The following is a 21,128-nucleotide window of genomic DNA, read 5'->3' as shown; positions in this document are numbered from 1 at the left end:
TCGCTCAACCGATGCTCAGACGTGGGCCGGCACGAGGCAGGACTTGTGCTCGATGTGGTGCACGAACTCGTCACGGAAATGCTTGAGCATGCCCTGCACCGGCATCGCCGCCGCGTCGCCGAGCGCGCAGATCGTGCGGCCCTTGATGTTGTCGGCCACCGAGTCGAGCAGCTCCAGATCCTGCAGCCGGCCCTGGCCGTGCTCGATGCGGTGGACGATGCGCCACAGCCAGCCGGTGCCCTCGCGACACGGCGTGCACTGGCCGCAGCTCTCGTGCTGGTAGAAGTAGGACAGGCGCAGCAGGCTCTTGACCATGCAGCGCGTGTCGTTCATCACGATCACGGCGCCCGAGCCGAGCATCGACCCGGCCTTGGCGATCGCGTCGTAGTCCATCGTCAGGTCCATCATGACCTGGGCCGGCAGCACCGGCGCCGACGAGCCGCCGGGGATCACGGCCTTCAGCGCGCCGCCCCTGACGCCGCCGGCGAGCTCGAGCAGCTTGGCAAACGGCGTGCCCATCGGCACCTCGTAGTTGCCCGGGCGCTCGACGTCGCCGACCATCGAGAAGATCTTCGTGCCGCCGTTGTTCGGCTTGCCGACCTCCAGGTAGGCCTGGCCGCCGTGGTTGATGATCCACGGCACCGCGGCGAAGGTCTCGGTGTTGTTGATCGTCGTCGGCTTGCCGTACAGCCCGAAGCTGGCCGGGAACGGCGGCTTGAAGCGCGGCTGGCCCTTCTTGCCTTCGAGCGACTCGAGCAGCGCCGTCTCCTCGCCGCAGATGTACGCGCCGAAGCCGTGGTGCGCGTGCAGCTGGAAGCTGAAGCCGCTGCCGAGGATGTGGTCGCCGAGGAAGCCGGCGGCGCGCGCCTCCTCGAGCGCCTGCTCGAAGCGCTCGTAGACCTCGAAGATCTCGCCGTGGATGTAGTTGTAGCCGATCTTCACACCCATCGCGTAGGCGGCGATCGCCATGCCCTCGATCACGATGTGCGGGTTGTAGGCGAGGATGTCGCGGTCCTTGCAGGTGCCCGGCTCGCCCTCGTCGCTGTTGCACACGAGGTACTTCGCGCCGGGAAACTGCCGCGGCATGAAGCTCCACTTCAGGCCGGTCGGAAAGCCGGCGCCGCCGCGGCCGCGCAGCGCGCTCGTCTTGACCTCGGCGATGACCTGCTCGGGCGTCATGCCCGCGCCGCCGTCCTTGCCGAGGACCTTCCTCAGCGCCGAATAGCCGCCGCGCGCGACGTAGTCGGCCAGACGCCAGTTGCTGCCGTCGAGGCCGGCGTAGATCTGCGGCGCGATGTGGCGGCCGTGGAAGCAGGTCTCGCGGCCGGTGGCCTGGAAGCGGGAGAGGTCGAGCATGGCGTGCGCTCCGCGATGGATCACTGGGCTTGCGCCTTCAGGACCTCGACCAGTTCGTCGAGGCGCTCGTTCGTCATGAAGCTGACCATCTGGCGGTCGTTGACCAGCATCACCGGTGCGTCGGCGCAAGCGCCGAGGCACTCGCACTGCTGCACCGTAAACCGGCCGTCGGCCGTCGTGCCGCCTTCCTCGACGCCGAGACGCTCGCACAGGTGCGCCAGCGCCTGGTCGCCGCCGCGCAGCGCGCACGGCAGGTTGGTGCAGACGTTGAGCTTGAACCGCCCCACCGGCTGCTGGTTGTACATGTTGTAGAACGTCGTCACCTCGTGCACCGCGATCGGCGCCATGCCGAGGTACTCGGCCACCGCGACCTCGGCGTCCTGCGACACCCAGCCCTGCTCCTGCTGCACGATGGCCAGGCACGCCATGACGGCCGACTGCTTCTGGTCGGCGGGGTACTTGGCCACTTCGCGCGCAAAGCGCGCGAGCGTCTCGTCGCTGAACTTCATCGCTGCGCTCATCGGTCGATCTCGCCGAACACGATGTCCATGGTGCCGATGATCGCCACCGCGTCGGCGATCATGTGCCCGCGCGCCATCTCGTCGAGCGCGGACAGGTGCGCGAACCCGGGCGCGCGGATCTTCAGCCGGTACGGCTTGTTCGCGCCGTCGCTGATCAGGTAGATGCCGAACTCGCCCTTCGGGTGCTCGACGGCGGCGTAGGCCTCGCCCTCGGGCACGTGCATGCCCTCGGTGAAGAGCTTGAAGTGGTGGATCAGCTCCTCCATGTTGCTCTTCATGCTCACGCGCGACGGCGGCGCGACCTTGTGGTTGTCGGTGATCACCGGACCGGGATTGGCGCGCAGCCAGTCGACGCACTGCTTGATGATGCGGTTGGACTGGCGCATCTCCTCGATGCGCACGAGGTAGCGGTCGTAGGTGTCGCCGTTGGACCCCACCGGCACGTCGAACTCGACGCGGTCGTACACGTCGTAAGGCTGCATCTTGCGCAGGTCCCACGCGATGCCGCTGCCACGCAGCATCGGCCCGGTGAAGCCGAGGTTCAGCGCCCGCTCGGGGCTGACGACGCCGATGCCCACCGTGCGCTGCTTCCAGATGCGGTTGTCGGTCAGCAGCGTCTCGTACTCGTCGACGTACTTCGGGAAGCGCTGCGTGAAGTCGTCGATGAAGTCGAGCAGCGAGCCCTGCCGGTTGGCGTTGAGCTCGGCCACCGCGCGCGCGTTGCGGATCTTGCTCGCCTGGTACTGCGGCATGCGCTCGGGCAGGTCGCGGTAGACGCCGCCGGGACGGAAATACGCCGCGTGCATCCGCGCGCCCGACACCGCTTCGTACATGTCGAACAGGTCCTCGCGCTCGCGGAAGCAGTAGATGAAGATGTTCATCGCACCGCAGTCGAGGCCGTGCGCGCCGAGCCACATCAGGTGGTTCAGCAGCCGCGTGATCTCGGCGTACATGACGCGGATGTACTGCGCGCGCAGCGGCACCTCGATGCCCAGCAGCTTCTCGATCGCCAGGCAGTAGGCGTGCTCGTTGCACATCATCGAGACGTAGTCGAGCCGGTCCATGTACGGCAGCGACTGGATGAACGTCTTCGTCTCGGCGAGCTTCTCGGTCGCGCGGTGCAGCAGGCCGATGTGCGGGTCGGCGCGCTGGATGACCTCGCCATCGAGCTCGAGCACCAGGCGCAGCACACCGTGTGCGGCCGGGTGCTGCGGCCCGAAGTTCAACGTGTAGTTCTTGATCTCGGCCATGGCTCAGTGGAGTCCGCCGTAGTGCTCTTCGCGCACGATGCGCGGCGTGATCTCGCGCGGCTCGATCGTCACCGGCTGGTAGATCACGCGGCGGCGCTCGGGGTCGTAGCGCATCTCGACGTGACCCGAGACCGGGAAGTCCTTGCGCATCGGGTGGCCGATGAAGCCGTAGTCGGTCAGGATGCGACGCAGATCCTCGTGGCCCTCGAACACGATGCCGAACAGGTCGAAGGCCTCGCGTTCGAACCAGTTGGCCGAGTTCCACACGCCGGTCAGCGAAGGCACGAGCGGCAGGTCGTCGTCGGGCGCGAACACCTTTAACCGCAAGCGCCAGTTGTGGCTGACGCTCAGCAGGTGCGAGACGACGCAGAAGCGCGGCCCCTCCCAGGGCTGGTCCTTGTAGGTCGAGTAATCGACCCCGGCGAGGTCGATCAGCTGCTCGAACTTCAGCGCCGGGTCGTCGCGCAGCGTGCGCGCGACGTCGACGCTGTCGGTCGCACGGACCGTGATCGTGATCTCGCCGCGTTCGCGCTTGAAAGCCTGGATGCGCTCGCCGAGCGCGCCTTTCAGCGCGGCTTCGAGCCGGTCGAGTCGTTCGCTCATGCGTCGTGTTCCTCAGCGCGCGATCGTGTTCTCGCGCCGGATCTTGTTCTGCAGCTGCAGGATCCCGTAGAGCAGCGCCTCGGCGGTGGGTGGGCAGCCGGGCACGTAGACGTCCACCGGCACGATGCGGTCGCAGCCGCGCACGACCGAGTAGCTGTAGTGGTAGTAGCCGCCGCCGTTGGCGCACGAGCCCATGCTCAGCACCCAGCGCGGCTCGGCCATCTGGTCGTAGACCTTGCGCAGTGCCGGCGCCATCTTGTTGCACAGCGTGCCGGCGACGATCATCAGGTCGCTCTGGCGCGGGCTCGGCCGGAACAGCATGCCGAAGCGGTCGATGTCGTAGCGTGCCGCGCCCGCGTGCATCATCTCGACGGCGCAGCACGCGAGGCCGAACGTCATCGGCCACAGCGAACCGGTCTTGGACCAGTTGACGAGCTTGTCGACCGAGGTGGTGACGAAGCCTTCCTTCAGAACGCCTTCGATGCCCATTGCACTACTCCATGGCCATCACCGCGCGCGGGCCGAGCGCCGCGTCGCTGCCGAGCTGGCCCGCATCCCCTCGGGGGATCGGCCGACGGTGTCGTCGCACGAGGAGCCCCATGTTCACTCCCAGTCGAGCGCGCCCTTCTTCCACTCGTAGACGAAGCCGACGACGAGGATGGTGAGGAAGACCATCATGGCCCAGAAGCCCGTGGCCCCGATCTCGTGCAGCGCCACTGCCCACGGGAACAGGAACGCGATCTCGAGGTCGAAAAGGATGAACAGGATCGCGACGAGGTAGTAGCGCACGTCGAACTTCATGCGCGCGTCCTCGAACGCCTCGAACCCGCACTCGTAGGGCGAGTTCTTCTCGGGGTCGGGCCGGTTGGGGCCGAACAGGAAGCCGAGCACCTGCGGCGCCACGCCCACCGCCACCCCGACCAGGATGAACAGAATGACGGGCAGGTACTGTTGCAGGTCCATGGTCTCGGCGGTGTCGTGATCGCTCGGTCGGCTTTCCGGCCTTGCGTGCCGAGGCCACCGCAGTGATCCCGAGCATGCCGGCCGAACCCTGCACGAAACTGTCAGGGCCGCTGCGCGGCCACCTCGGTGACGTCCTCGCAGCGAGGGTGTCGATCAGACGGACTGATTCGACGCTGGTGCCGACGGCGAGACTCGAACTCGCACAGCTTTCGCCACTACCCCCTCAAGATAGCGTGTCTACCAATTCCACCACGTCGGCGCCGACGCTTTCGTGTCTGACTCGCATGAGGAGTGGCTCGTCAGAACGCGGCGCATTCTAAGCGCAAAAGGGGCCGTTTCCGGCCCCTTCGCTGTCGAGGTCTCGCGGCACACACGATCCCCGTCGGCGACGCGGCCACGGGAGTCGCAGCGCCGGCCGTGACTCGAGCTCAGTTGCTCGGGATCGCGCCCCCGCCCGCGGGCGCCGGCTGCGCCGGCGGCGGCACGAGGCCCGGGATCTGCGCGGGCGCCGTGCCCGCCGGCTCGCTGGCCGCGGGTGCCACGCGGTCGAGCACGCTGGTGCCCTCGCCGGCCGACGGCGCGATCGCGCGCGTGTGCCCCATGTAGGCCAGCGCGAGCGTGCACGCGAAGAAGACGGTGGCCAGCGCCGCCGTCGAGCGCGACAGGAAGTTCGCACTGCCGCTGGCACCGAACAGGCTGCCGGCCGAACCGCTGCCGAACGACGCGCCCATGTCGGCGCCTTTGCCGTGCTGCACCAGCACGAGCCCGATCATCGCCAGCGCCGACAGGAGCTGGATCACCACCACGATATTCACCCAGATCTGCATGGAGGTCTTCCTCGCAATCGAAATTCGGAATCAGCCTGCGGCGCGGCAGATGGCGACGAAGTCCGCGGCCTTCAACGACGCGCCGCCGATCAGGCCGCCGTCGATGTCGGGCTGCGCGAACAGCTCGCGCGCGTTGTCGGGCTTGACGCTGCCGCCGTAGAGGAGCTTCATCTCGTCGGCGCGGCTGCCGGTGGCCGCACGCAGCTGCGCGCGCAGCAGCGCGTGCACCGCCTGCGCCTGCTCGGGCGTGGCGGTGCGCCCCGTGCCGATGGCCCACACCGGCTCGTAGGCGACGACGATCTCGCCGGCGCAGTGCGCCAGCGTGTGGATCACGGCGGCGAGCTGGCGCTTGACGACGTCGGCGGTCTCGCCGGCCTCGCGCTGCGCGAGCGTTTCACCGACGCACACGATCGGCGTCACGCCGCGCGCGAGCGCAGCCTTGGCCTTGTCGGCGACGAGTTGGTCGCTCTCGCCATGGTAGGCGCGGCGCTCCGAGTGCCCGACGATCACGTAGCGGCAGCCGAACTCCTGCAGCATGCCCGCCGAGACCTCACCGGTGTAGGCCCCCTGCTCGTGCGCCGAGCAGTCCTGCGCGCCCCAGCGGATGTCGGTGCCGGCCAGCGCGACCGCGGTCTCGGCCAGGTACGGAAACGGCGGGCACACCGCGACGTCGCAGCCGAACGGCCGCGCGCCGGCGATGCCGTCGAGCAGTTCGGCATTGCCCTTGCGGCTGCCGTGCATCTTCCAGTTGCCCACCACCAGCTTGCATCGCGTGTTCATCGCGTGTTCCTCACCAGGTCAGCACGATCTTGCCGACGTGCGTGCTCGACTCCATCAGCGCGTGCGCGGCCGCGGCATCGGCGGCCGGGAACACCGCATGGATCACCGGCTTGACGCGCCCGGCTTCGAGCAGCGGCCACACGCGCTCGCGCAGTGCCTGCGCCAGGCGCGTCTTGTACGCGACGGAACGCGCGCGCAGCGTCGAGCCGGTGATCGCCAGGCGCTTGCGCAGCACCAGCCCCGCGTCGAACGCGCTGCGCGTGCCGCCCTGCACCGCGATGATCGCCAGCCGACCGTCGTCGGCCAGGCACTGCACCTCGCGCTCGACGTAGTCGCCCGCGACCATGTCGAGCACGACATCGACGCCGCGCCCGCCGGTCAGGCGCCTGGCCTCGGCGGCGAAGTCCTGCGTGCGGTAGTTGATCGCATGGTCGGCACCGAGCCGCACGCACGCGGCGCACTTGTCGTCGCTGCCGGCGGTGACGATCACGGTCGCGCCGAGCGCCTTCGCGAGCTGGATCGCGGTCACGCCGATGCCACTCGAGCCGCCCTGCACGAGCAGCGTCTCGCCCGGCTGCAGCTTCGCGATCTCGAAGACGTTCTGCCACACGGTGAAGAACGTCTCGGGCAGTGCCGCCGCCTCGACGTCGGTCAGGCCCGCGGGCACCGGCAGGCACTGGCCGATCGGCGCGGTGCACTGCTCGGCGTAACCGCCACCGGCCACCAGCGCGCAGACGCGGTCACCGAGCCGGAAGCCCGCGGCCGCGAGCTCGGCCGGGTCGCCGCCCGCCACCGTGCCGGCGACTTCGAGGCCGGGCAGGTCGGACACGCCGGGCGGGGGCGGGTAGGCCCCCTTGCGCTGCAGCACGTCGGGGCGGTTGACCCCCGAGGCACGCACCGCGATCAGCATCTCGCCGGCCTGCGGCACCGGTGCTGCGCGCTCGACGGTGCGCAGCACCTCGGGCCCACCGGGGCGGCTGATCTCGATTGCCTTCATCGCATCGTGTCGGCCGGCGCGCGACGGCGCGTCACTCGGACTTGGCCGGCGGCTCGTCGCCACCGGCCGCGTCGGCCACCGGCTCGCGCTCGGCGCGTTTACCGCGCTCCGGGCGGTCGCTGCGCTCGCGACGCGGACCGCGATCGCCGCGTCCGCCGCGCTCGTCACGGTCGCGGCGCGGGCGCTCCTCCTCGACCCAGCCCTCGGGCTTGTCGAGCAAGGCCTTCATCGACAGCTTGATGCGGCCCTTGTCGTCGGTCTCGAGCACCTTGACCTGCACGACCTGGCCTTCCTTCAGGAAGTCCTCGACCTTCTCGACGCGCTGGTGCGCGATCTGGCTGATGTGCAGCAGGCCGTCCTTGCCGGGCAGGATGTTGACGAGTGCGCCGAAGTCCAGGATCTTCGTCACCGGCCCCTCGTAGACCTTGCCGACCTCGGCCTCGGCGGTGATCTCGCCGATGCGCCGCATCGCCTCCTGCGCGCGCGCCGCGTCGGTCGAAGCCACCGTGATCGTGCCGTCCTCGGCGATGTCGATCGTCGTGCCGGTCTCCTCGGTCAGCGCGCGGATCGTCGCGCCGCCCTTGCCGATCACGTCGCGGATCTTCTCCGGGTTGATCTTCATCGTGTACAGGCGCGGCGCGAACGGGCTGAGCTCCTCCTTCGCGCCACCGACGGCCTCGACCATCTTGGCCAGGATGTGCATGCGCGCTTCCTTCGCCTGCGCGAGCGCGACCTGCATGATCTCCTTCGTGATGCCCTGGATCTTGATGTCCATCTGCAGGGCGGTCACGCCGGCGGTGGTGCCGGCGACCTTGAAGTCCATGTCGCCGAGGTGGTCCTCGTCGCCGAGGATGTCGGTGAGCACCGCGAAGCGGTTGCCCTCCTTGATCAGCCCCATCGCGATGCCGGCCACGTGCGCCTTCATCGGCACGCCGGCGTCCATCAGCGCGAGGCAGCCGCCGCACACCGACGCCATCGACGACGAGCCATTGCTCTCGGTGACCTCGCTGACGACGCGCATCACGTACGGGAACTCGTCGCGGCTGGGCAGGCAGGCGGCCAGCGCACGCTTGGCCAGGCGCCCGTGGCCGACCTCGCGGCGCTTCGGCGAGCCCACGCGCCCGGTCTCGCCGGTGGCAAACGGCGGCATGTTGTAGTGCAGCAGGAAGCGGTCCTGGTACTCGCCGGCCAGCGCGTCGATCTTCTGCGCGTCCTGCTCGGTGCCCAGCGTGGCCACCACCAGCGCCTGCGTCTCGCCGCGCGTGAACAGCGCCGAGCCGTGCGTGCGCGGCAGGATGCCGGTGCGGATCTCGATCGGGCGCACGGTGCGCGTGTCGCGCCCGTCGATGCGCGGCTCGCCGGCCAGGATCTGGCTGCGCACGATGCGCGCCTCGATGTCGAACAGCATCGCGTCGACCTTGACCTCGTCGAAAGGGACGCCCTCTTCGGCGAGCGACGCCTTGACGCTGGCGTAGGCCTCGCGGCAGGCCTGCGTGCGCGCCTGCTTGCTGCGGATCTGGTAGGCCGCGCGCAGCTTGTCCTCGGCGAGCGCGTTGACCTTGGCGATGAACGCCTCGTCCTTGGCCGGCGGCGTCCACAGGCCCGCGGCCTGCCACTCGGGCTTGCCGGCCTCGCGCACGAGTTCGTGGATCGCCTCGATCGCGACCTTGCCCTGCTCGTGGCCGAACACGACGGCGCCGAGCATCACCTCCTCGCTGAGCTGGTCGGCCTCGGACTCGACCATCAGCACCGCGGCCTCGGTGCCGGCGACGACGAGGTCGAGCTTGCTGTCGGCGAGCTGCGTCTTGCCCGGGTTGAGCACGTACTCGCCGTTGATGTAACCGACGCGCGCGGCGCCGATCGGGCCGTTGAACGGGATGCCCGACACCGACAGCGCGGCGCTGGTGGCAATCATCGCGGCGATGTCGGCCTGCACCTCGGGATTCAGGCTCAGCACGTGCACGACGACCTGCACCTCGTTGAAGAAGCCGTCCGGGAACAGCGGGCGGATCGGGCGGTCGATCAGGCGGCTGGTCAGCGTCTCGAGTTCGCTCGGGCGGCCTTCGCGCTTGAAGAAGCTGCCCGGGATCTTGCCGGCGGCGTAGGTCTTCTCGATGTAGTCGACGGTCAGCGGGAAGAAGTCCTGCCCCGGCTTGGCGTTCTTGGCCGCGACGACGGTGGCCAGCACGACGGTATCGTCGATGTCGACGAGCACGGCGCCGGTGGCCTGGCGGGCGATCTCGCCCGTTTCCATGCGCACCGTGTGCGCGCCCCACTGGAAGGTCTTGGTGACTTTGTTGAACAGGCTCATGGCGAGTCTCCGGTCAGAAAGGCCGCACCCTCACGGCGGTGCGCGGAACCGGGAGCCTGGGCCTCGCGGCGGGATGCCATTCCAGCGTCGCGGCCGACCGCGACGGTGGAATGACACAGCAGCGCCGTATGGGCCATGCTCCAAACGACGACAGCCTGTGCTGCACGCGCAGACAGGCTGTCGCTTCGCATCGTACGGCTTACTTGCGCAGGCCGAGCTTGTTGATCAGCGCGACGTAGCGCTCGGCGTCCTTGCTCTTCAGGTACGCGAGCAGGCGCTTGCGCTGGTTGACCAGCTTGAGCAGGCCGCGGCGGCCGTGGTGGTCCTTGACGTGGGTCTTGAAGTGCGGCGTCAGCTCGTTGATGCGCGCGGTCAGCAGCGCGACCTGCACTTCGGGCGAACCGGTGTCGTTGGGGCTGCGGCCGTTGGCCTTGACGATCTCGGCCTTGTTGATGTCTGCGACTGCCATCGTGGGTCCTTGCGATTTCGAAAAGCGGACAACCACGACGGCGACGCACGCCGCAGCGGTTTCCGGGTGGGACTCGCGGTCGCGGGTGAAACCGACCCGCGCCGTGCTCGCATGCGCCGAAGCCGTCCAGCCCCGGCGCGACCGTGCATTATAGCCGCAGCGCCGCCGCGAGCCGCTGCACGCCCTGCTGCAGCCGCGCCGGGTCGCGCGACGCGAAGCACCAGCGCAGCCAGCCTTCGCCCTCGTCGCCGAACGCGACCCCGGGCGCCAGCCCCAGCCCGTGCTCGGCGACCAGCCGCTTCGCGAACGCGAGCGAGTCGTCCTGCCCCTCGACGCGAAAGAACGCGTACAGCCCGGCCGGCGGGGCGGCCACCGTCACGCCGGGCAGCGCGGCCAGCGCACCGACGAGCGCGTCGCGGCCGCCGCGCAGCCGCTGCACGAGGGACGGCACGAAGTCGTCGGCGATCGCCAGCGCCGCCAGCCCGCCGCGCTGCACGAACACCGGCGTGCACGAGCTGTTGAACTCGATCAGCTTACCCACCGTGTCCATCACCTCGGCCGGCGTCACGAGCCAGCCCAGCCGCCAGCCCGTCATCAGGAAGCTCTTCGAGAAACTGTGCGCGACGAGCAGCCGGTCGTCGGGTTCGGCCTGGTCGAGGAAGCTCGGCGCGGCGCGGCCCTCGGCGCCGAACCACACGCGCGAATAGACCTCGTCGGCGACGATCCACGTGCCGGTGCGCCGGCAGTGCTCGAGGATGGCGCGCTGCTCGTCGGGCATCAGCGTCCAGCCGGTCGGGTTGTTCGGCGCATTGAGCACGAGCGCACGCGTGCGCGGCGTCACCGCGTCGAGCAGGCGCTGCAGGTCCAGGCCCCAGCGGCCGCCTTGCGGGCGCAGCGGCACGCGCACGACCGACGCGCCGAGGATCGCCGGCTGCGCGGTCAGGTTCGGCCACACCGGCACGACGGCGACGACCTCGTCGCCGGGCGCGAGCAGCAGCTGCGCAGCGATCATCAGCGCCGTCACGCCCGAGCTGGTGACCGCGATGCGGCTGGCGCCCAGCGGCCGGTGCAGCGCCGACAGGTACGCCGCCAGCGCCTCGCGCAGCGCGGGCAGCCCGAGGTTGTGCGAATAGAAGGTCTCGCCGGCGGCCAGCGAGCGCGCCGCGGCGTCGCACACCGCCGCCGGCGTGGGCTCGTCACTCTCGCCGAACCAGAACGCGAGCACGTCGTCGCGGCCGAGCGCGGCGTTGGCCACCTCGCGGATCTTCGAGCCGGGCAGCGCGGCGATGCGCGCCGGCAGCACCACCGGCGTCGGTGGCGGCCGGGTGCTCATCCGGGCCACGTCATGCGGCACGCGTGCGGCTGCGCGACCTCGTCGGCCGAGAACGTGCGCACCGTGCGAAAGCCGAAGCCCGAGCCCTCGACGTCGTGCGCGACGCCGGGGCGGCCGGCACGGTCCATCACGCTGACGACGAGCGACTGCTGCAGCTGGTGGTCGGCGGCGCGCATCGTGCCGCGGTGCACGCCGCCCAGCGTCGCACCGTCGTGGGACAGGCCCGACAGCGCCTGCGCCACCGCCAGCGGCTCGGCGCTGCCGGCACGCTCGATCGCCGCGGCCAGCATCTCGATCATCAGCTGCATGCGCGCGTGCACGTAGTCGTCGCGCGGATCGGGGAAGCGCCGGCGGAACTCGGCGTAGAACGCCTGCGACGCCGCGCCGCTCACGTTGGGATGCCACTCGGCCACCGCGAGCACGCGCCCGACGCCGGCCTCGCCGATCGCCGCCGGCGCGCCGAGCGCGTTGCCGTAGAAGGTGTAGAACTTCAGCGACTCGCCGAGGTCGCGCACCGCGCGCACGAGCTGCGTCAGGTCGTTGCCCCAGTTGCCGGTCAGCACGGCCTGCGCGCCGCTGGCGCGGATCTTCGTCGCGTACGGCAGGAAGTCCTTCACCCGGCCGAGCGGGTGCAGTTCGTCGCCGACGATCTCGATGTCGGGCCGCGCCGCGGCGATCATCGCGCGCGCCTGCCGCGCGACGTGCTGGCCGAAGCTGTAGTCCTGGTTGATCAGGTACAGGCGCCGCACCTCGCGGTCGCTGCGCAGGACCTCGACGAGCGCCGCGAGCCGCATGTCGGCGTGCGCGTCGAAGCGGAAGTGCCACGGGCTGCAGCGCTCGTTGGTCAGGCTCGGGTCGACGGCCGAGTAGTTCAGCAGGATCGCGCGTCGGGCGGGGTCGCGCTCGTTGTGCTTGTTCAGCGCATCGATCAGCGCCGCGGCCACCGCCGAGCTGTTGCCCTGCAGCACGAAGCCGATGCGCTGGTCGATCGCGCTGCGCAACAGCGCCAGCGCCTCCTCGGCCTGGCCCTTGCTGTCGAAGCGCACCAGTGCGAGCGGGCGCCGTCCGCCGGGCAGCGCGACGCCGCCGCGTGCATTGACGCGCTCGACCGCCCACTGCAGGTTGCGAAACACGGCCTCGCCGGCGTTGGCGAACGGGCCCGACAGGCCTTCGATCAGCGCCAGACGCAGCGGCGCGGCAGGGGCCTGCGCGACGGCCGGCGGCAGCAGCGCACCGGCGGCGAGCGCGAGCAGCGCGCGACGCGCAACGGGTTGATTCATCTCAATGTCTTGGGGTTGAAAACGGGCCTGCCGGCTCGCATAGTCACAGCGGCCCGATGACCGTCGCGGCGCGACGGTCCGTGTTCAACCCGATTCTAGGAGGACGCCATGTTTCCGCTGAGCACATCCCGCAGCAGCAACGACCTCGCGCGCTCGTTCGAGCGCCTGTTCGACGAGAGCTTCGAGCGCTTCTTCGGCCTCGCCCCGCGCGGTGAAGGCGGCACGCGCACGCCGGCGCTCGACGTGCACGAGTCCGACAAGGCCTACACCGTCAAGCTCGACCTGCCCGGCGTCGACAAGAAGGACGTCAAGATCAGCATCGACGGGCGCCTCGTGACGGTGCAGGCCGAAACCAAGAAGGAAGAAGAGAAGAAGGAAGGCGAGCGCGTCGTCTACCGCGAGCGCTCGATGTCGAGCTATGCGCGCAGCTTCACGCTGCCGCAGGACATCGACGAAGGCGCGTCGAGCGCGAAGATGGACAACGGCGTGCTGACGCTGACGCTGGCCAAGAAGGAGCCGGCGCAGACCAAGCGCATCACGGTCTCCTGAGGCTGGCAAGGCGGGCCGCTCAGGCTTCGTCGAGCGGCCAGCGCGGCCTGACGTCGAACGCCGCGTCGGTCTGCGGTGCGGCGATGCCGGCTTGCAGCCGCATCGCCGCGGCGAGCGCGATCATCGCGCCGTTGTCGGTGCACAGGTGCAGTTCGGGGTAGTGCACGCGCACGCCCCGCGCAGCGCAGGCGGCGTCGAGCTGCGCGCGCAGCCGCCGGTTGGCGCCGACGCCACCGGCCACGACCAGCCGCTTCAGTCCGGTCGCGTGCAGCGCACGCATCGACTTGGCGACCAGCACGTCGACGATCGCGGCCTGCGTCGCCGCAGCGAGGTCGGCGCGCGACTGCTCGCACGGTGCGTCGCCGAGCTTGCGCAGCTGCGTCAGCACCGCCGTCTTCAGCCCGGCGAACGAGAAGTCGAGGTCGGCGCTGTGCAGCAGCGGGCGCGGCAGCGCGAACGCGCTCGCGTCGCCGAACTCGGCCAGCCGCGCCAGCGCCGGACCGCCGGGGTAACCGAGGCCGAGCAGCTTGGCCGTCTTGTCGAAGGCCTCGCCGGCGGCGTCGTCGATCGTCTCGCCGAGCAGCGTGTAGCGGCCCATGCCGTCGACGCGCATCAGCTGCGTGTGTCCGCCCGAGACGAGCAGCGCGACGAACGGGAACCGCGGCGCGTCGGCCGACAGGAACGGCGACAGCAGATGCCCCTCGAGGTGGTGCACGCCCAGCAGCGGACGGCCGAGCGCCGTGCCCAGCGCGCACGCCAGCGCGGCGCCCGTGAGCAGCGCGCCCGCGAGGCCCGGCCCGCGCGTATAGGCGACGACGTCGACATCGGCCAGCGCGAGCCGCGCGTCGGCCATGACCTGCCGCACCAGCGGCACGAGCCGGCGGATGTGGTCGCGCGACGCAAGCTCGGGCACGACGCCGCCGTAGGCCTCGTGCATCGCGACCTGGCTGTGCAGCGCGTGCGCGAGCAGCCGTGGCAGCGCGTCGTCGGCCCTGTCCGTAGCCTCGACCAGCGCGACGCCGGTCTCGTCGCACGACGACTCGATCCCCAGCACCCTCATCGCGCGGCAGTGTAGCCACCCGCGTCGCTGGATCTGGATCAAGCGCGGCACGCGCCGCGCCCGTACCATCGCGCGAGCCGACTCCCCGATGCACTGCCGATGTCGAACCGCCGCCGCTTCATGACCCTGTCCGCGCTGCCGCTGGCCGGCGGCGCGCTGGCTGCCACCGCGACCCGCGCCGCCGATGCGCCGAAGGCCGAGCGCTTCCCCGGCGACCCGCCGCAGCACAAGGTCGTCTACCAGCTCAACGAAGCCGACAACGCCTACATCGAGCACATCCTGAACTCGGTCGGCGCGATGATTGGCAAGTACCAGGACAACGTCGCGATCGCCGTCGTCGTCTTCGGCCCCGGCATCCACCTGCTGGCCAAGAACCCCAAGCGCCCCGTGGCGGCGGCGCTGCGCCAGCGCGTGATCAGCCAGGCGCGCGACTACGGCGTGACCTTCATCGCCTGCGGCAACACGATGAAGACGCTGGGCTGGACCGCGCAGGACCTCGTCGAGGTCGCCAAGGTCGAGGAGGTCGGTGCGGCAACGCTGATGGAACTGCAGGAGCAGGGCTACGCCTACATCGCGTGGTGAGGCCGCCGCGATGGCACGCCCCTTGCGTGCAGCGTGGTCGACACTGGAGCGCGGTGTCTGTCTATCTCCTCAGCAGGGCGATGCCCTTTGACACGCCTCCCCTCGCGGGAGGCGTTCTTTTTTCGCCCCTCGACGGTGCGCGGCGCACCGACAGCGGGCAGCCCGGCGTTCAGCCGTGCTGCTCCTTGGCGTGGTTGATCGAGTACTTCGGGATCTCGATCGTCACGTCGCGGTTGGACAGGATCGCCTGGCAGCTCAGCCGCGAGGTCGGCTCGAGGCCCCAGGCCCGGTCGAGCAGGTCCTCTTCGGCCTCGTCCATCTCGCCGAGCGACTCGTAGCCCTCGCGCACGACGACGTGGCACGTCGTGCAGGCGCAGCTCATCTCGCACGCGTGCTCGATCGCGATGCCGTTGTCGAGCAGCGCCTCGCAGATCGAGGTGCCGGCGGGCGCCTCGATGACGTCGCCTTCGGGGCAGTACTCGGCGTGCGGCAGGACGGTGATGGTGGGCATCGGTGGTCAGACTTCCTCGACCTTGCGGCCGGCGAGCGCGGCACGGATGCCGCGGTTCATGCGCATCGCAGCGAAGGGTTCGGTGCCTTCGGCGAGCGCCTTGACGGCGTCGTCGATCGCGTGGGCGTCGCTGCCGGCGGCGGCGGCGACGGTGCGCTCGACGAGCGCCTCGATCGCGGCGCGCTCGGCGTCGCCGAGCAGGTCGCCGTCGGCGGCGAGCGCCGAGCGCGTGGCGAGCACCATGCGCTCGGCCTCGACGCGCGCCTCGCGCAGCGCGCGCGCGGCCATGTCTTCCTCGGCGCGGGCGAAGCCCTCCTGCAGCATGCGCGCGATCTCGTCGTCGCCGAGCCCGTAGCTCGGCTTGACGGCGACCTTGGCCTCGACGCCCGAGGTCAGTTCGCGCGCCGAGACCTGCAGCAGGCCGTCGGCGTCGACCTCGAACGTGACGCGGATGCGCGCCGCGCCGGCAGCCATCGGCGGGATGCCGCGCAGCTCGAAGCGCGCGAGCGAGCGGCAGTCGGCGACCAGTTCGCGCTCGCCCTGCACGACGTGGATCGCCATCGCCGTCTGGCCGTCCTTGAACGTCGTGAAGTCCTGCGCCTTGGCCACCGGGATCGTGCTGTTGCGCTCGATGATGCGCTCGACCAGCCCGCCCATCGTCTCGATCCCCAGCGACAGCGGGATCACGTCGAGCAGCAGGATCTCGCCGTCGGGCGCGTTGCCGGCGAGCTGGTTGGCCTGGATCGCCGCGCCGATCGCGACGACCTCGTCCGGGTTGACGTCGACCAGCGGCTCGCGCCCGAACAGCTCGCCCACCGCGACGCGCACCTGCGGCATGCGCGTCGAGCCGCCGACGAGCACGACGCCGTGCACCTCGTCGCGGCCGACCTTCGCGTCGCGCAGCACGCGCCGCACCGCGGCGAGCGTGCGCTCGAGCAGCGGGCGCGTCAGCGACTCGAACTGCGCGCGCGTGACCTCGACCTCGAGCGGCCCGTCGGACAGGCTCGCGCGCAGCTGCGCCGTCGCCGCACCCGTCAGCGCCTCCTTCGCGGCGCGTGCGGCGACCAGCACGGCGCGCTTGTCCTGCGCGCTCGTCGCGCGGCGGCCGGCCTGCGCGAGCGCCCACTGCGCCAGCGCCGCGTCGAAGTCGTCGCCGCCGAGCGCGGCGTCGCCACCGGTGGCCACGACCTCGAACACGCCCTTGGTCAGCCGCAGCAGCGAGATGTCGAACGTGCCGCCGCCGAGGTCGTAGACGGCGTACAGCCCTTCGGCGCCGCGGTCGAGACCGTAGGCCACCGCGGCGGCGGTCGGCTCGTTGATCAGCCGCAGCACGTTCAGGCCGGCGAGCTTCGCGGCGTCCTTCGTCGCCTGGCGCTGCGCGTCGTCGAAGTACGCGGGCACCGTGATCACGGCGCCGAACAGCTCGGCGTCGAACGTGTCCTCGGCGCGCTGGCGCAGCGCGGCGAGGATCTCGGCCGAGACCTCGACCGGCGTCTTGACGCCGTCGCGCGTCTCGATCGCGACCATCCCGGGGCGGTCGACGAAGCGGTACGGCAGCCGCTCGGGGTGGGCGATGTCGGCCAGCCGCCGGCCCATGAAGCGCTTGACCGAGACGATCGTGTCGTGCGGGTCGTCGGCCTGCGCGGCGAGCGCGTCGTGGCCGATCTGGCGCCGGCCGCCTTCGAGGTAGCGCACCGCCGACGGCAGGATCACGCGGCCCTGCGCGTCGGGCAGGCACTCGGCCACGCCGTGGCGCACCGCGGCCACCAGCGAGTGCGTGGTGCCGAGGTCGATGCCCACCGCCACGCGCCGCTGGTGCGGGTCGGGGGCCTGGCCGGGTTCGGAGATCTGCAACAGCGCCATGGCCGTCATTGTCCCAGCGCGTCGAGCCGGCGGGCGACGTCGTCGCGAAAGCGCGCGACGAACATGAGGGCTCTGACGGTGCCTGCAGCGGCGGCGAAGTCGCCCTCGTCGTCGATCTGGCGCGCAAGGTCGTCGAGCATGCGGCGCTGCGCCGCCGCGACCTCGGCGTCGATCGCCTCGATGGCGGCGGCATCGCCGGCCTCGGCCAGTGCCTCGCGCCACTGCATCTGCTGCAGCAGGAACGCCGGCGGCATCGCGGTGTTGTCGTGCAGCCCGACCGGCACGCCGGCCAGCTCGCACAGGTACGCCGCGCGCTGCAGCGGGTCGCGCAGCCGGCGGTACGCCTCGTTGACGCGCACCGACCACTGCATCGCCACGCGCTGCGCTGCGGCACCCTGCGCGGCAAAGCGGTCGGGGTGCACCTGTGCCTGCAGCGTGCGCCGCTGCGCGTCGAGCTCGGCCACGTCGAGCGCGAAGCGGCGCGGCAGCGCGAACAGCGTGAAGTCGTCGTCGGCGAGGTTCACGCCGCTGCCTTCGCGGGCAAGGCCTTGCGCATGAACACGCTCAGGCCGTTGTCGGGGTAGCCGGCGAACGCGCCGCAGCGCGTGTAGCCGGCGCGCTCGTACAGGCGCAGCGCCTCGTGCTGGTCGCGGCCGGTCTCGAGCAGCGCCAGGCCGATGCCGTCGGCGACGAGCACGCGCTCGAGTGCGGCGAGCAGCCGCGCGCCGATGCGCTGGCCGCGATGCGCCGGGTCGACCATCATGCGCTTGACCTCGCCGTACGGCATGCCACCGGTCGCGGCCTCGCCCGGCATGCGGCGCACCGCGGCGCAGCCGACGACGTCGCCGCCGCGCCGCGCGACGAGGAACGTCACCTCGGGCGCCATCAGCGCCGGCACGTCGAGGATGTGGTTGTCCTCGGGCGCATACAGGCTCGCGAGGTAGGCGTCGAGACGGTCGAGCAGCGCGACGACGGCGCGCTGGTCGGGACGTTCGGCGGCGATGGCGAGGTCGTCGGGCATCGGGAAAAGAACGGGCGCGGCCGTCGGCCGCGCCCGGGGGTGGCAGCGCGTCACACGCGGAACGACTCGCCGCAGCCGCAGCGGTCCTTCTCGCGCGGATTGTGGAACTTGAAACCCTCGTTGAGCCCCTCGCGCACGAAGTCGAGCTCGGTCCCGTCGATGTACGGCAGGCTCTTCGGGTCGACGAGCACCTTGACGCCGTGACCCTCGAACACGTGGTCCTCCGGCGCGATCTCGTCGGCGTACTCGAGCTTGTACGCCAGCCCCGAGCAGCCGGTGGTCTTGACGCCCAGGCGCACGCCGATGCCCTTGCCCCGGCGGGCCAGGTAGCGCGTGACGTGCCGCGCGGCGGCTTCGGTCAGCGTGACCGCCATGGCACTCAGTGCGAGCCGGCCGGCGCGCCGTGCTTGGCCCTGTAGTCCTCGACGGCGGCCTTGATCGCGTCCTCGGCGAGGATCGAGCAGTGGATCTTGACCGGCGGCAGCGCGAGCTCCTCGGCGATCTGCGTGTTCTTGATCGTCAGCGCCTCGTCGAGCGACTTGCCCTTGACCCACTCGGTGACGAGCGAGCTCGACGCGATCGCCGAGCCGCAGCCGTAGGTCTTGAAGCGCGCGTCCTCGATCAGCCCCGTCTCGGGGTTGACCTTGATCTGCAGCTTCATCACGTCACCGCACGCCGGCGCGCCGACCATGCCGGTGCCCACCGTCTCGTCGCCCTTGTCGAACGAGCCGACGTTGCGCGGGTTCTCGTAGTGGTCGATGACTTTGTTGCTGTAGGCCATGTCTACTGCTCCTTGCTGCTTCGTCAGTGCGCAAGCCCTGCGGCCTGCATGCCGCAGGGCCTGCCCACCGCGAGAGACCGTCCGCAGGGACGGTCTCTCGTCAGTGGGCAGTCCATTGGATCGTGTTGAGGTCGATGCCGTCCTTGTACATCTCCCACAGCGGCGACAGCTCGCGCAGCTTCGCGACGCGGTCCTTCAGCGTGGTGACGACGTAGTCGATCTCTTCCTCGGTCGTGAAGCGGCCGATCGTCATGCGCAGGCTCGAGTGCGCGAGCTCGTCGCTGCGGCCGAGCGCGCGCAGCACATAGCTCGGCTCGAGGCTCGCCGAGGTGCACGCCGAGCCTGACGACACCGCGATGCCCTTGATGCCCATGATCAGGCTCTCGCCCTCGACGTAGTTGAACGACGCGTTGACGTTGTGCGGCACGCGGTGCTCGAGGCTGCCGTTGATGTAGACCTGCTCGATGTCGGCGATGCCGCGCAGCAGCCGCTGCTGCAGCATGCGGATGCGTTCGAGCTCGGTGCCCATCTCTTCCTTGGCGATGCGGAACGCCTCGCCCATGCCGACGCACTGGTGCGTGGGCAGCGTGCCGCTCCTCATGCCGCGCTCGTGGCCGCCGCCGTGCATCTGCGCCTCGAGACGCACGCGCGGCTTGCGCCGCACGTAGAGAGCCCCGATGCCCTTGGGCCCGTAGGTCTTGTGCGACGCCAGACTCATCAGGTCGACCGGCAACGTCTTGACGTCGATCGGCATCTTGCCGGTGGCCTGCGCGGCGTCGGTGTGGAAGATGATGCCGCGCTCGCGGCACATCGCGCCGATCGTCGCGATGTCCTGGATCACGCCGATCTCGTTGTTGACGAGCATCACGGAGGCCAGGATCGTGTCGGGACGCAGCGCGTCCTTGAAGCGGTCGAGGTCGAGCAGACCGTCTTCCTTGACGTCGAGGTAGGTCACCTCGAAGCCGTCGCGCTCGAGCGCGCGGCAGGTGTCGAGCACCGCCTTGTGCTCGGTCTTGACGGTGACGATGTGCTTGCCGCGCGTCTTGTAGAAGTGCGCCGCGCCCTTGAGCGCGAGGTTGTCGCTCTCGGTGGCCCCCGAGGTCCAGACGATCTCGCGCGGGTCGGCGCCGATCAGGTCGGCGACCTGCGCGCGCGCCTTCTCGACGGCTTCCTCGGCCTCCCAGCCCCACGCGTGGCTGCGCGACGCCGGGTTGCCGAAGTGCTCGCGCAGCCACGGGATCATCGCGTCGACGACGCGCTGGTCCACCGGGTTGGTGGCGCCGTAGTCCATGTAGATCGGGAAGTGGGGGGTCATGTCCATCGGCCGTGGCCTCGTCCAGTCCGTCGCGTGAATTACTTCGTCAATGCGCCGCCGAGCGCGAACACCGAGTTCGGCGCCGTGACCTTGATCGGCTTGACCACCGGCACGCTCGAGATCGCGCGCTTGACCGGCGCCTCCTCGATCGACACGCCCTTGGCGATCTGCTCGTCGACCAGCTTCTTCAGCGTGATCGAGTCGAGGTACTCGATCATCTTCTGGTTCAGGCTGGCCCACAGGTCGTGCGTCATGCACTTGCCGGTGTCCTCGCCCATGCAGCCTTCCTTGCCGCCGCAGCCGGTGGCGTCGATCGGCTCGTCGACGGCGACGATGATGTCGGCCACCGTGATGTCCTCGGCCTTGCGGCCGAGCGAATAGCCGCCGCCCGGCCCGCGGGTGCTCTCGACGAGCTCGTGCCGGCGCAGCTTGCCGAACAGCTGCTCGAGGTACGACAGCGAGATCTGCTGGCGGGCGCTGATGGCGGCCAGGGCCACCGGCCCCGAGTGGGAGCGCAGTGCCAGATCGATCATCGCGGTGACGGCAAATCGGCCCTTGGTGGTGAGACGCATCGACAACTCCTTTCGCCTTGCGGCATCGCTGACCCGAAATGTGCGCCGGTGGCGCGCCCTCGTGACGGCGGACCGATCGGATCCGCCGCGGCCGATACCGCGACCGGGCCCGCGATGACGGGCCCCGCATCGGAACGGCCGATCGCTATTCCGAGCGTTTGAGTCGAGTATACGTGAAGCCGAG

The 21,128-nt window shown here is 70.3% G+C and carries 24 protein-coding genes and 1 tRNA gene; 2 read left to right on the top strand and 23 right to left on the bottom strand.

Translation table 11 applies throughout. From position 1 onward, the window contains the following. Window positions 1–15 precede the first annotated feature (15 nt). From nuoF to DRV96_RS04560, 14 genes are all read right to left on the bottom strand, one after another. On the bottom strand, window positions 16–1,356 hold the full coding sequence (gene nuoF, locus DRV96_RS04625) for an NADH-quinone oxidoreductase subunit NuoF (RefSeq protein ID WP_119288282.1): 1,341 nt from the start codon (window positions 1,354–1,356) through the stop codon (window positions 16–18). 20 nt (window positions 1,357–1,376) lie between these two features. Beyond that, the gene (nuoE, locus tag DRV96_RS04620) at window positions 1,377–1,865 is read right to left on the bottom strand and encodes an NADH-quinone oxidoreductase subunit NuoE (RefSeq protein ID WP_119288280.1); all 489 of its coding nucleotides are present in this window, start codon (window positions 1,863–1,865) and stop codon (window positions 1,377–1,379) included. 8 nt (window positions 1,866–1,873) lie between these two features. Beyond that, window positions 1,874–3,127: an NADH-quinone oxidoreductase subunit D gene (locus tag DRV96_RS04615; protein WP_119288278.1), complete on the bottom strand. Its 1,254-nt coding sequence runs from the start codon at window positions 3,125–3,127 to the stop codon at window positions 1,874–1,876. A gap of 3 nt (window positions 3,128–3,130) precedes the next feature. Beyond that, a complete protein-coding gene (locus DRV96_RS04610; RefSeq protein ID WP_119288276.1) occupies window positions 3,131–3,730 on the bottom strand; it encodes an NADH-quinone oxidoreductase subunit C in 600 nt (199 codons plus the stop codon). A 12-nt stretch (window positions 3,731–3,742) separates the two neighbouring features. Then, entirely contained in the window at window positions 3,743–4,219 is a 477-nt protein-coding gene (locus tag DRV96_RS04605; protein ID WP_119288274.1) for a NuoB/complex I 20 kDa subunit family protein, read from the bottom strand. Between the two features lie 114 nt (window positions 4,220–4,333). Next, the gene (locus DRV96_RS04600) at window positions 4,334–4,693 is read right to left on the bottom strand and encodes an NADH-quinone oxidoreductase subunit A (protein ID WP_119288272.1); all 360 of its coding nucleotides are present in this window, start codon (window positions 4,691–4,693) and stop codon (window positions 4,334–4,336) included. Window positions 4,694–4,867: 174 nt separating this feature from the next. After that, a tRNA-Leu gene (locus DRV96_RS04595) sits at window positions 4,868–4,952 on the bottom strand. A 169-nt stretch (window positions 4,953–5,121) separates the two neighbouring features. Next, a complete protein-coding gene (gene secG, locus DRV96_RS04590; RefSeq protein ID WP_119288270.1) occupies window positions 5,122–5,520 on the bottom strand; it encodes a preprotein translocase subunit SecG in 399 nt (132 codons plus the stop codon). Between the two features lie 30 nt (window positions 5,521–5,550). Then, entirely contained in the window at window positions 5,551–6,300 is a 750-nt protein-coding gene (gene tpiA, locus DRV96_RS04585) for a triose-phosphate isomerase (RefSeq protein WP_119288268.1), read from the bottom strand. A 10-nt stretch (window positions 6,301–6,310) separates the two neighbouring features. Continuing rightward, a complete protein-coding gene (locus tag DRV96_RS04580; protein ID WP_119288266.1) occupies window positions 6,311–7,297 on the bottom strand; it encodes an NAD(P)H-quinone oxidoreductase in 987 nt (328 codons plus the stop codon). A gap of 31 nt (window positions 7,298–7,328) precedes the next feature. Further along, window positions 7,329–9,608 carry a polyribonucleotide nucleotidyltransferase gene (gene pnp, locus DRV96_RS04575; protein WP_119288264.1) on the bottom strand — a complete coding sequence of 760 codons (2,280 nt, stop codon included), beginning with the start codon at window positions 9,606–9,608 and terminating at the stop codon, window positions 7,329–7,331. 199 nt (window positions 9,609–9,807) lie between these two features. Beyond that, entirely contained in the window at window positions 9,808–10,077 is a 270-nt protein-coding gene (gene rpsO, locus DRV96_RS04570; RefSeq protein ID WP_119288262.1) for a 30S ribosomal protein S15, read from the bottom strand. A 148-nt stretch (window positions 10,078–10,225) separates the two neighbouring features. After that, window positions 10,226–11,410, bottom strand: coding sequence for a pyridoxal phosphate-dependent aminotransferase (locus DRV96_RS04565; RefSeq protein ID WP_119288260.1), 1,185 nt, complete (start codon window positions 11,408–11,410; stop codon window positions 10,226–10,228). After that, window positions 11,407–12,690, bottom strand: coding sequence for a branched-chain amino acid ABC transporter substrate-binding protein (locus tag DRV96_RS04560; protein ID WP_119288258.1), 1,284 nt, complete (start codon window positions 12,688–12,690; stop codon window positions 11,407–11,409). Before DRV96_RS04560 ends, DRV96_RS04565 begins: the two co-directional genes overlap by 4 nt. Window positions 12,691–12,798: 108 nt before the next feature. Between DRV96_RS04560 and DRV96_RS04555 the strand changes: the two genes are divergently transcribed. Then, window positions 12,799–13,239, top strand: a complete 441-nt coding sequence (locus DRV96_RS04555) for an Hsp20/alpha crystallin family protein (RefSeq protein ID WP_119288256.1) — start codon at window positions 12,799–12,801, stop codon at window positions 13,237–13,239. A 19-nt stretch (window positions 13,240–13,258) separates the two neighbouring features. Here DRV96_RS04555 and tsaD read toward each other — a convergent pair whose 3' ends face one another. Then, entirely contained in the window at window positions 13,259–14,299 is a 1,041-nt protein-coding gene (tsaD, locus tag DRV96_RS04550) for a tRNA (adenosine(37)-N6)-threonylcarbamoyltransferase complex transferase subunit TsaD (RefSeq protein ID WP_119288254.1), read from the bottom strand. A 120-nt stretch (window positions 14,300–14,419) separates the two neighbouring features. On the opposite strand from tsaD, the gene DRV96_RS04545 reads away from it, so the two are divergent. After that, entirely contained in the window at window positions 14,420–14,881 is a 462-nt protein-coding gene (locus DRV96_RS04545; protein WP_162910943.1) for a DsrE family protein, read from the top strand. A gap of 169 nt (window positions 14,882–15,050) precedes the next feature. Here DRV96_RS04545 and fdx read toward each other — a convergent pair whose 3' ends face one another. From fdx to iscR, 8 genes are all read right to left on the bottom strand, one after another. Next, window positions 15,051–15,392 carry an ISC system 2Fe-2S type ferredoxin gene (gene fdx / locus DRV96_RS04540; RefSeq protein ID WP_119288250.1) on the bottom strand — a complete coding sequence of 114 codons (342 nt, stop codon included), beginning with the start codon at window positions 15,390–15,392 and terminating at the stop codon, window positions 15,051–15,053. Between the two features lie 6 nt (window positions 15,393–15,398). Continuing rightward, a complete protein-coding gene (hscA, locus tag DRV96_RS04535) occupies window positions 15,399–17,255 on the bottom strand; it encodes a Fe-S protein assembly chaperone HscA (protein WP_119288247.1) in 1,857 nt (618 codons plus the stop codon). 5 nt (window positions 17,256–17,260) lie between these two features. Then, window positions 17,261–17,779 (bottom strand): Fe-S protein assembly co-chaperone HscB, encoded by a 519-nt coding sequence (gene hscB / locus DRV96_RS04530; protein ID WP_119288245.1) that lies wholly within the window; start codon window positions 17,777–17,779, stop codon window positions 17,261–17,263. Next, entirely contained in the window at window positions 17,776–18,276 is a 501-nt protein-coding gene (locus DRV96_RS04525; protein ID WP_119288243.1) for a GNAT family N-acetyltransferase, read from the bottom strand. The genes hscB and DRV96_RS04525 overlap by 4 nt, the downstream gene beginning before the upstream one ends. A gap of 50 nt (window positions 18,277–18,326) precedes the next feature. Then, complete coding sequence (gene iscA, locus DRV96_RS04520) at window positions 18,327–18,650, bottom strand: iron-sulfur cluster assembly protein IscA (protein WP_119288241.1); 324 nt, start codon at window positions 18,648–18,650, stop codon at window positions 18,327–18,329. A 5-nt stretch (window positions 18,651–18,655) separates the two neighbouring features. Next, window positions 18,656–19,057 (bottom strand): Fe-S cluster assembly scaffold IscU, encoded by a 402-nt coding sequence (gene iscU / locus DRV96_RS04515; protein WP_119288239.1) that lies wholly within the window; start codon window positions 19,055–19,057, stop codon window positions 18,656–18,658. A 100-nt stretch (window positions 19,058–19,157) separates the two neighbouring features. Next, window positions 19,158–20,378 (bottom strand): IscS subfamily cysteine desulfurase, encoded by a 1,221-nt coding sequence (locus DRV96_RS04510; RefSeq protein WP_119288237.1) that lies wholly within the window; start codon window positions 20,376–20,378, stop codon window positions 19,158–19,160. A gap of 32 nt (window positions 20,379–20,410) precedes the next feature. Beyond that, on the bottom strand, window positions 20,411–20,944 hold the full coding sequence (gene iscR, locus DRV96_RS04505) for a Fe-S cluster assembly transcriptional regulator IscR (RefSeq protein WP_119288430.1): 534 nt from the start codon (window positions 20,942–20,944) through the stop codon (window positions 20,411–20,413). Between the last annotated feature and the right edge of the window lie 184 nt (window positions 20,945–21,128).

Origin of the sequence: Azohydromonas sediminis (assembly GCF_003574675.1) — a bacterium.
GTDB lineage: Bacteria > Pseudomonadota > Gammaproteobacteria > Burkholderiales > Burkholderiaceae_C > Calidifontimicrobium > Calidifontimicrobium sediminis.
Note: the sequence above shows the minus strand (reverse complement) of the source record. Positions and strands in the feature narration are given on the sequence as shown.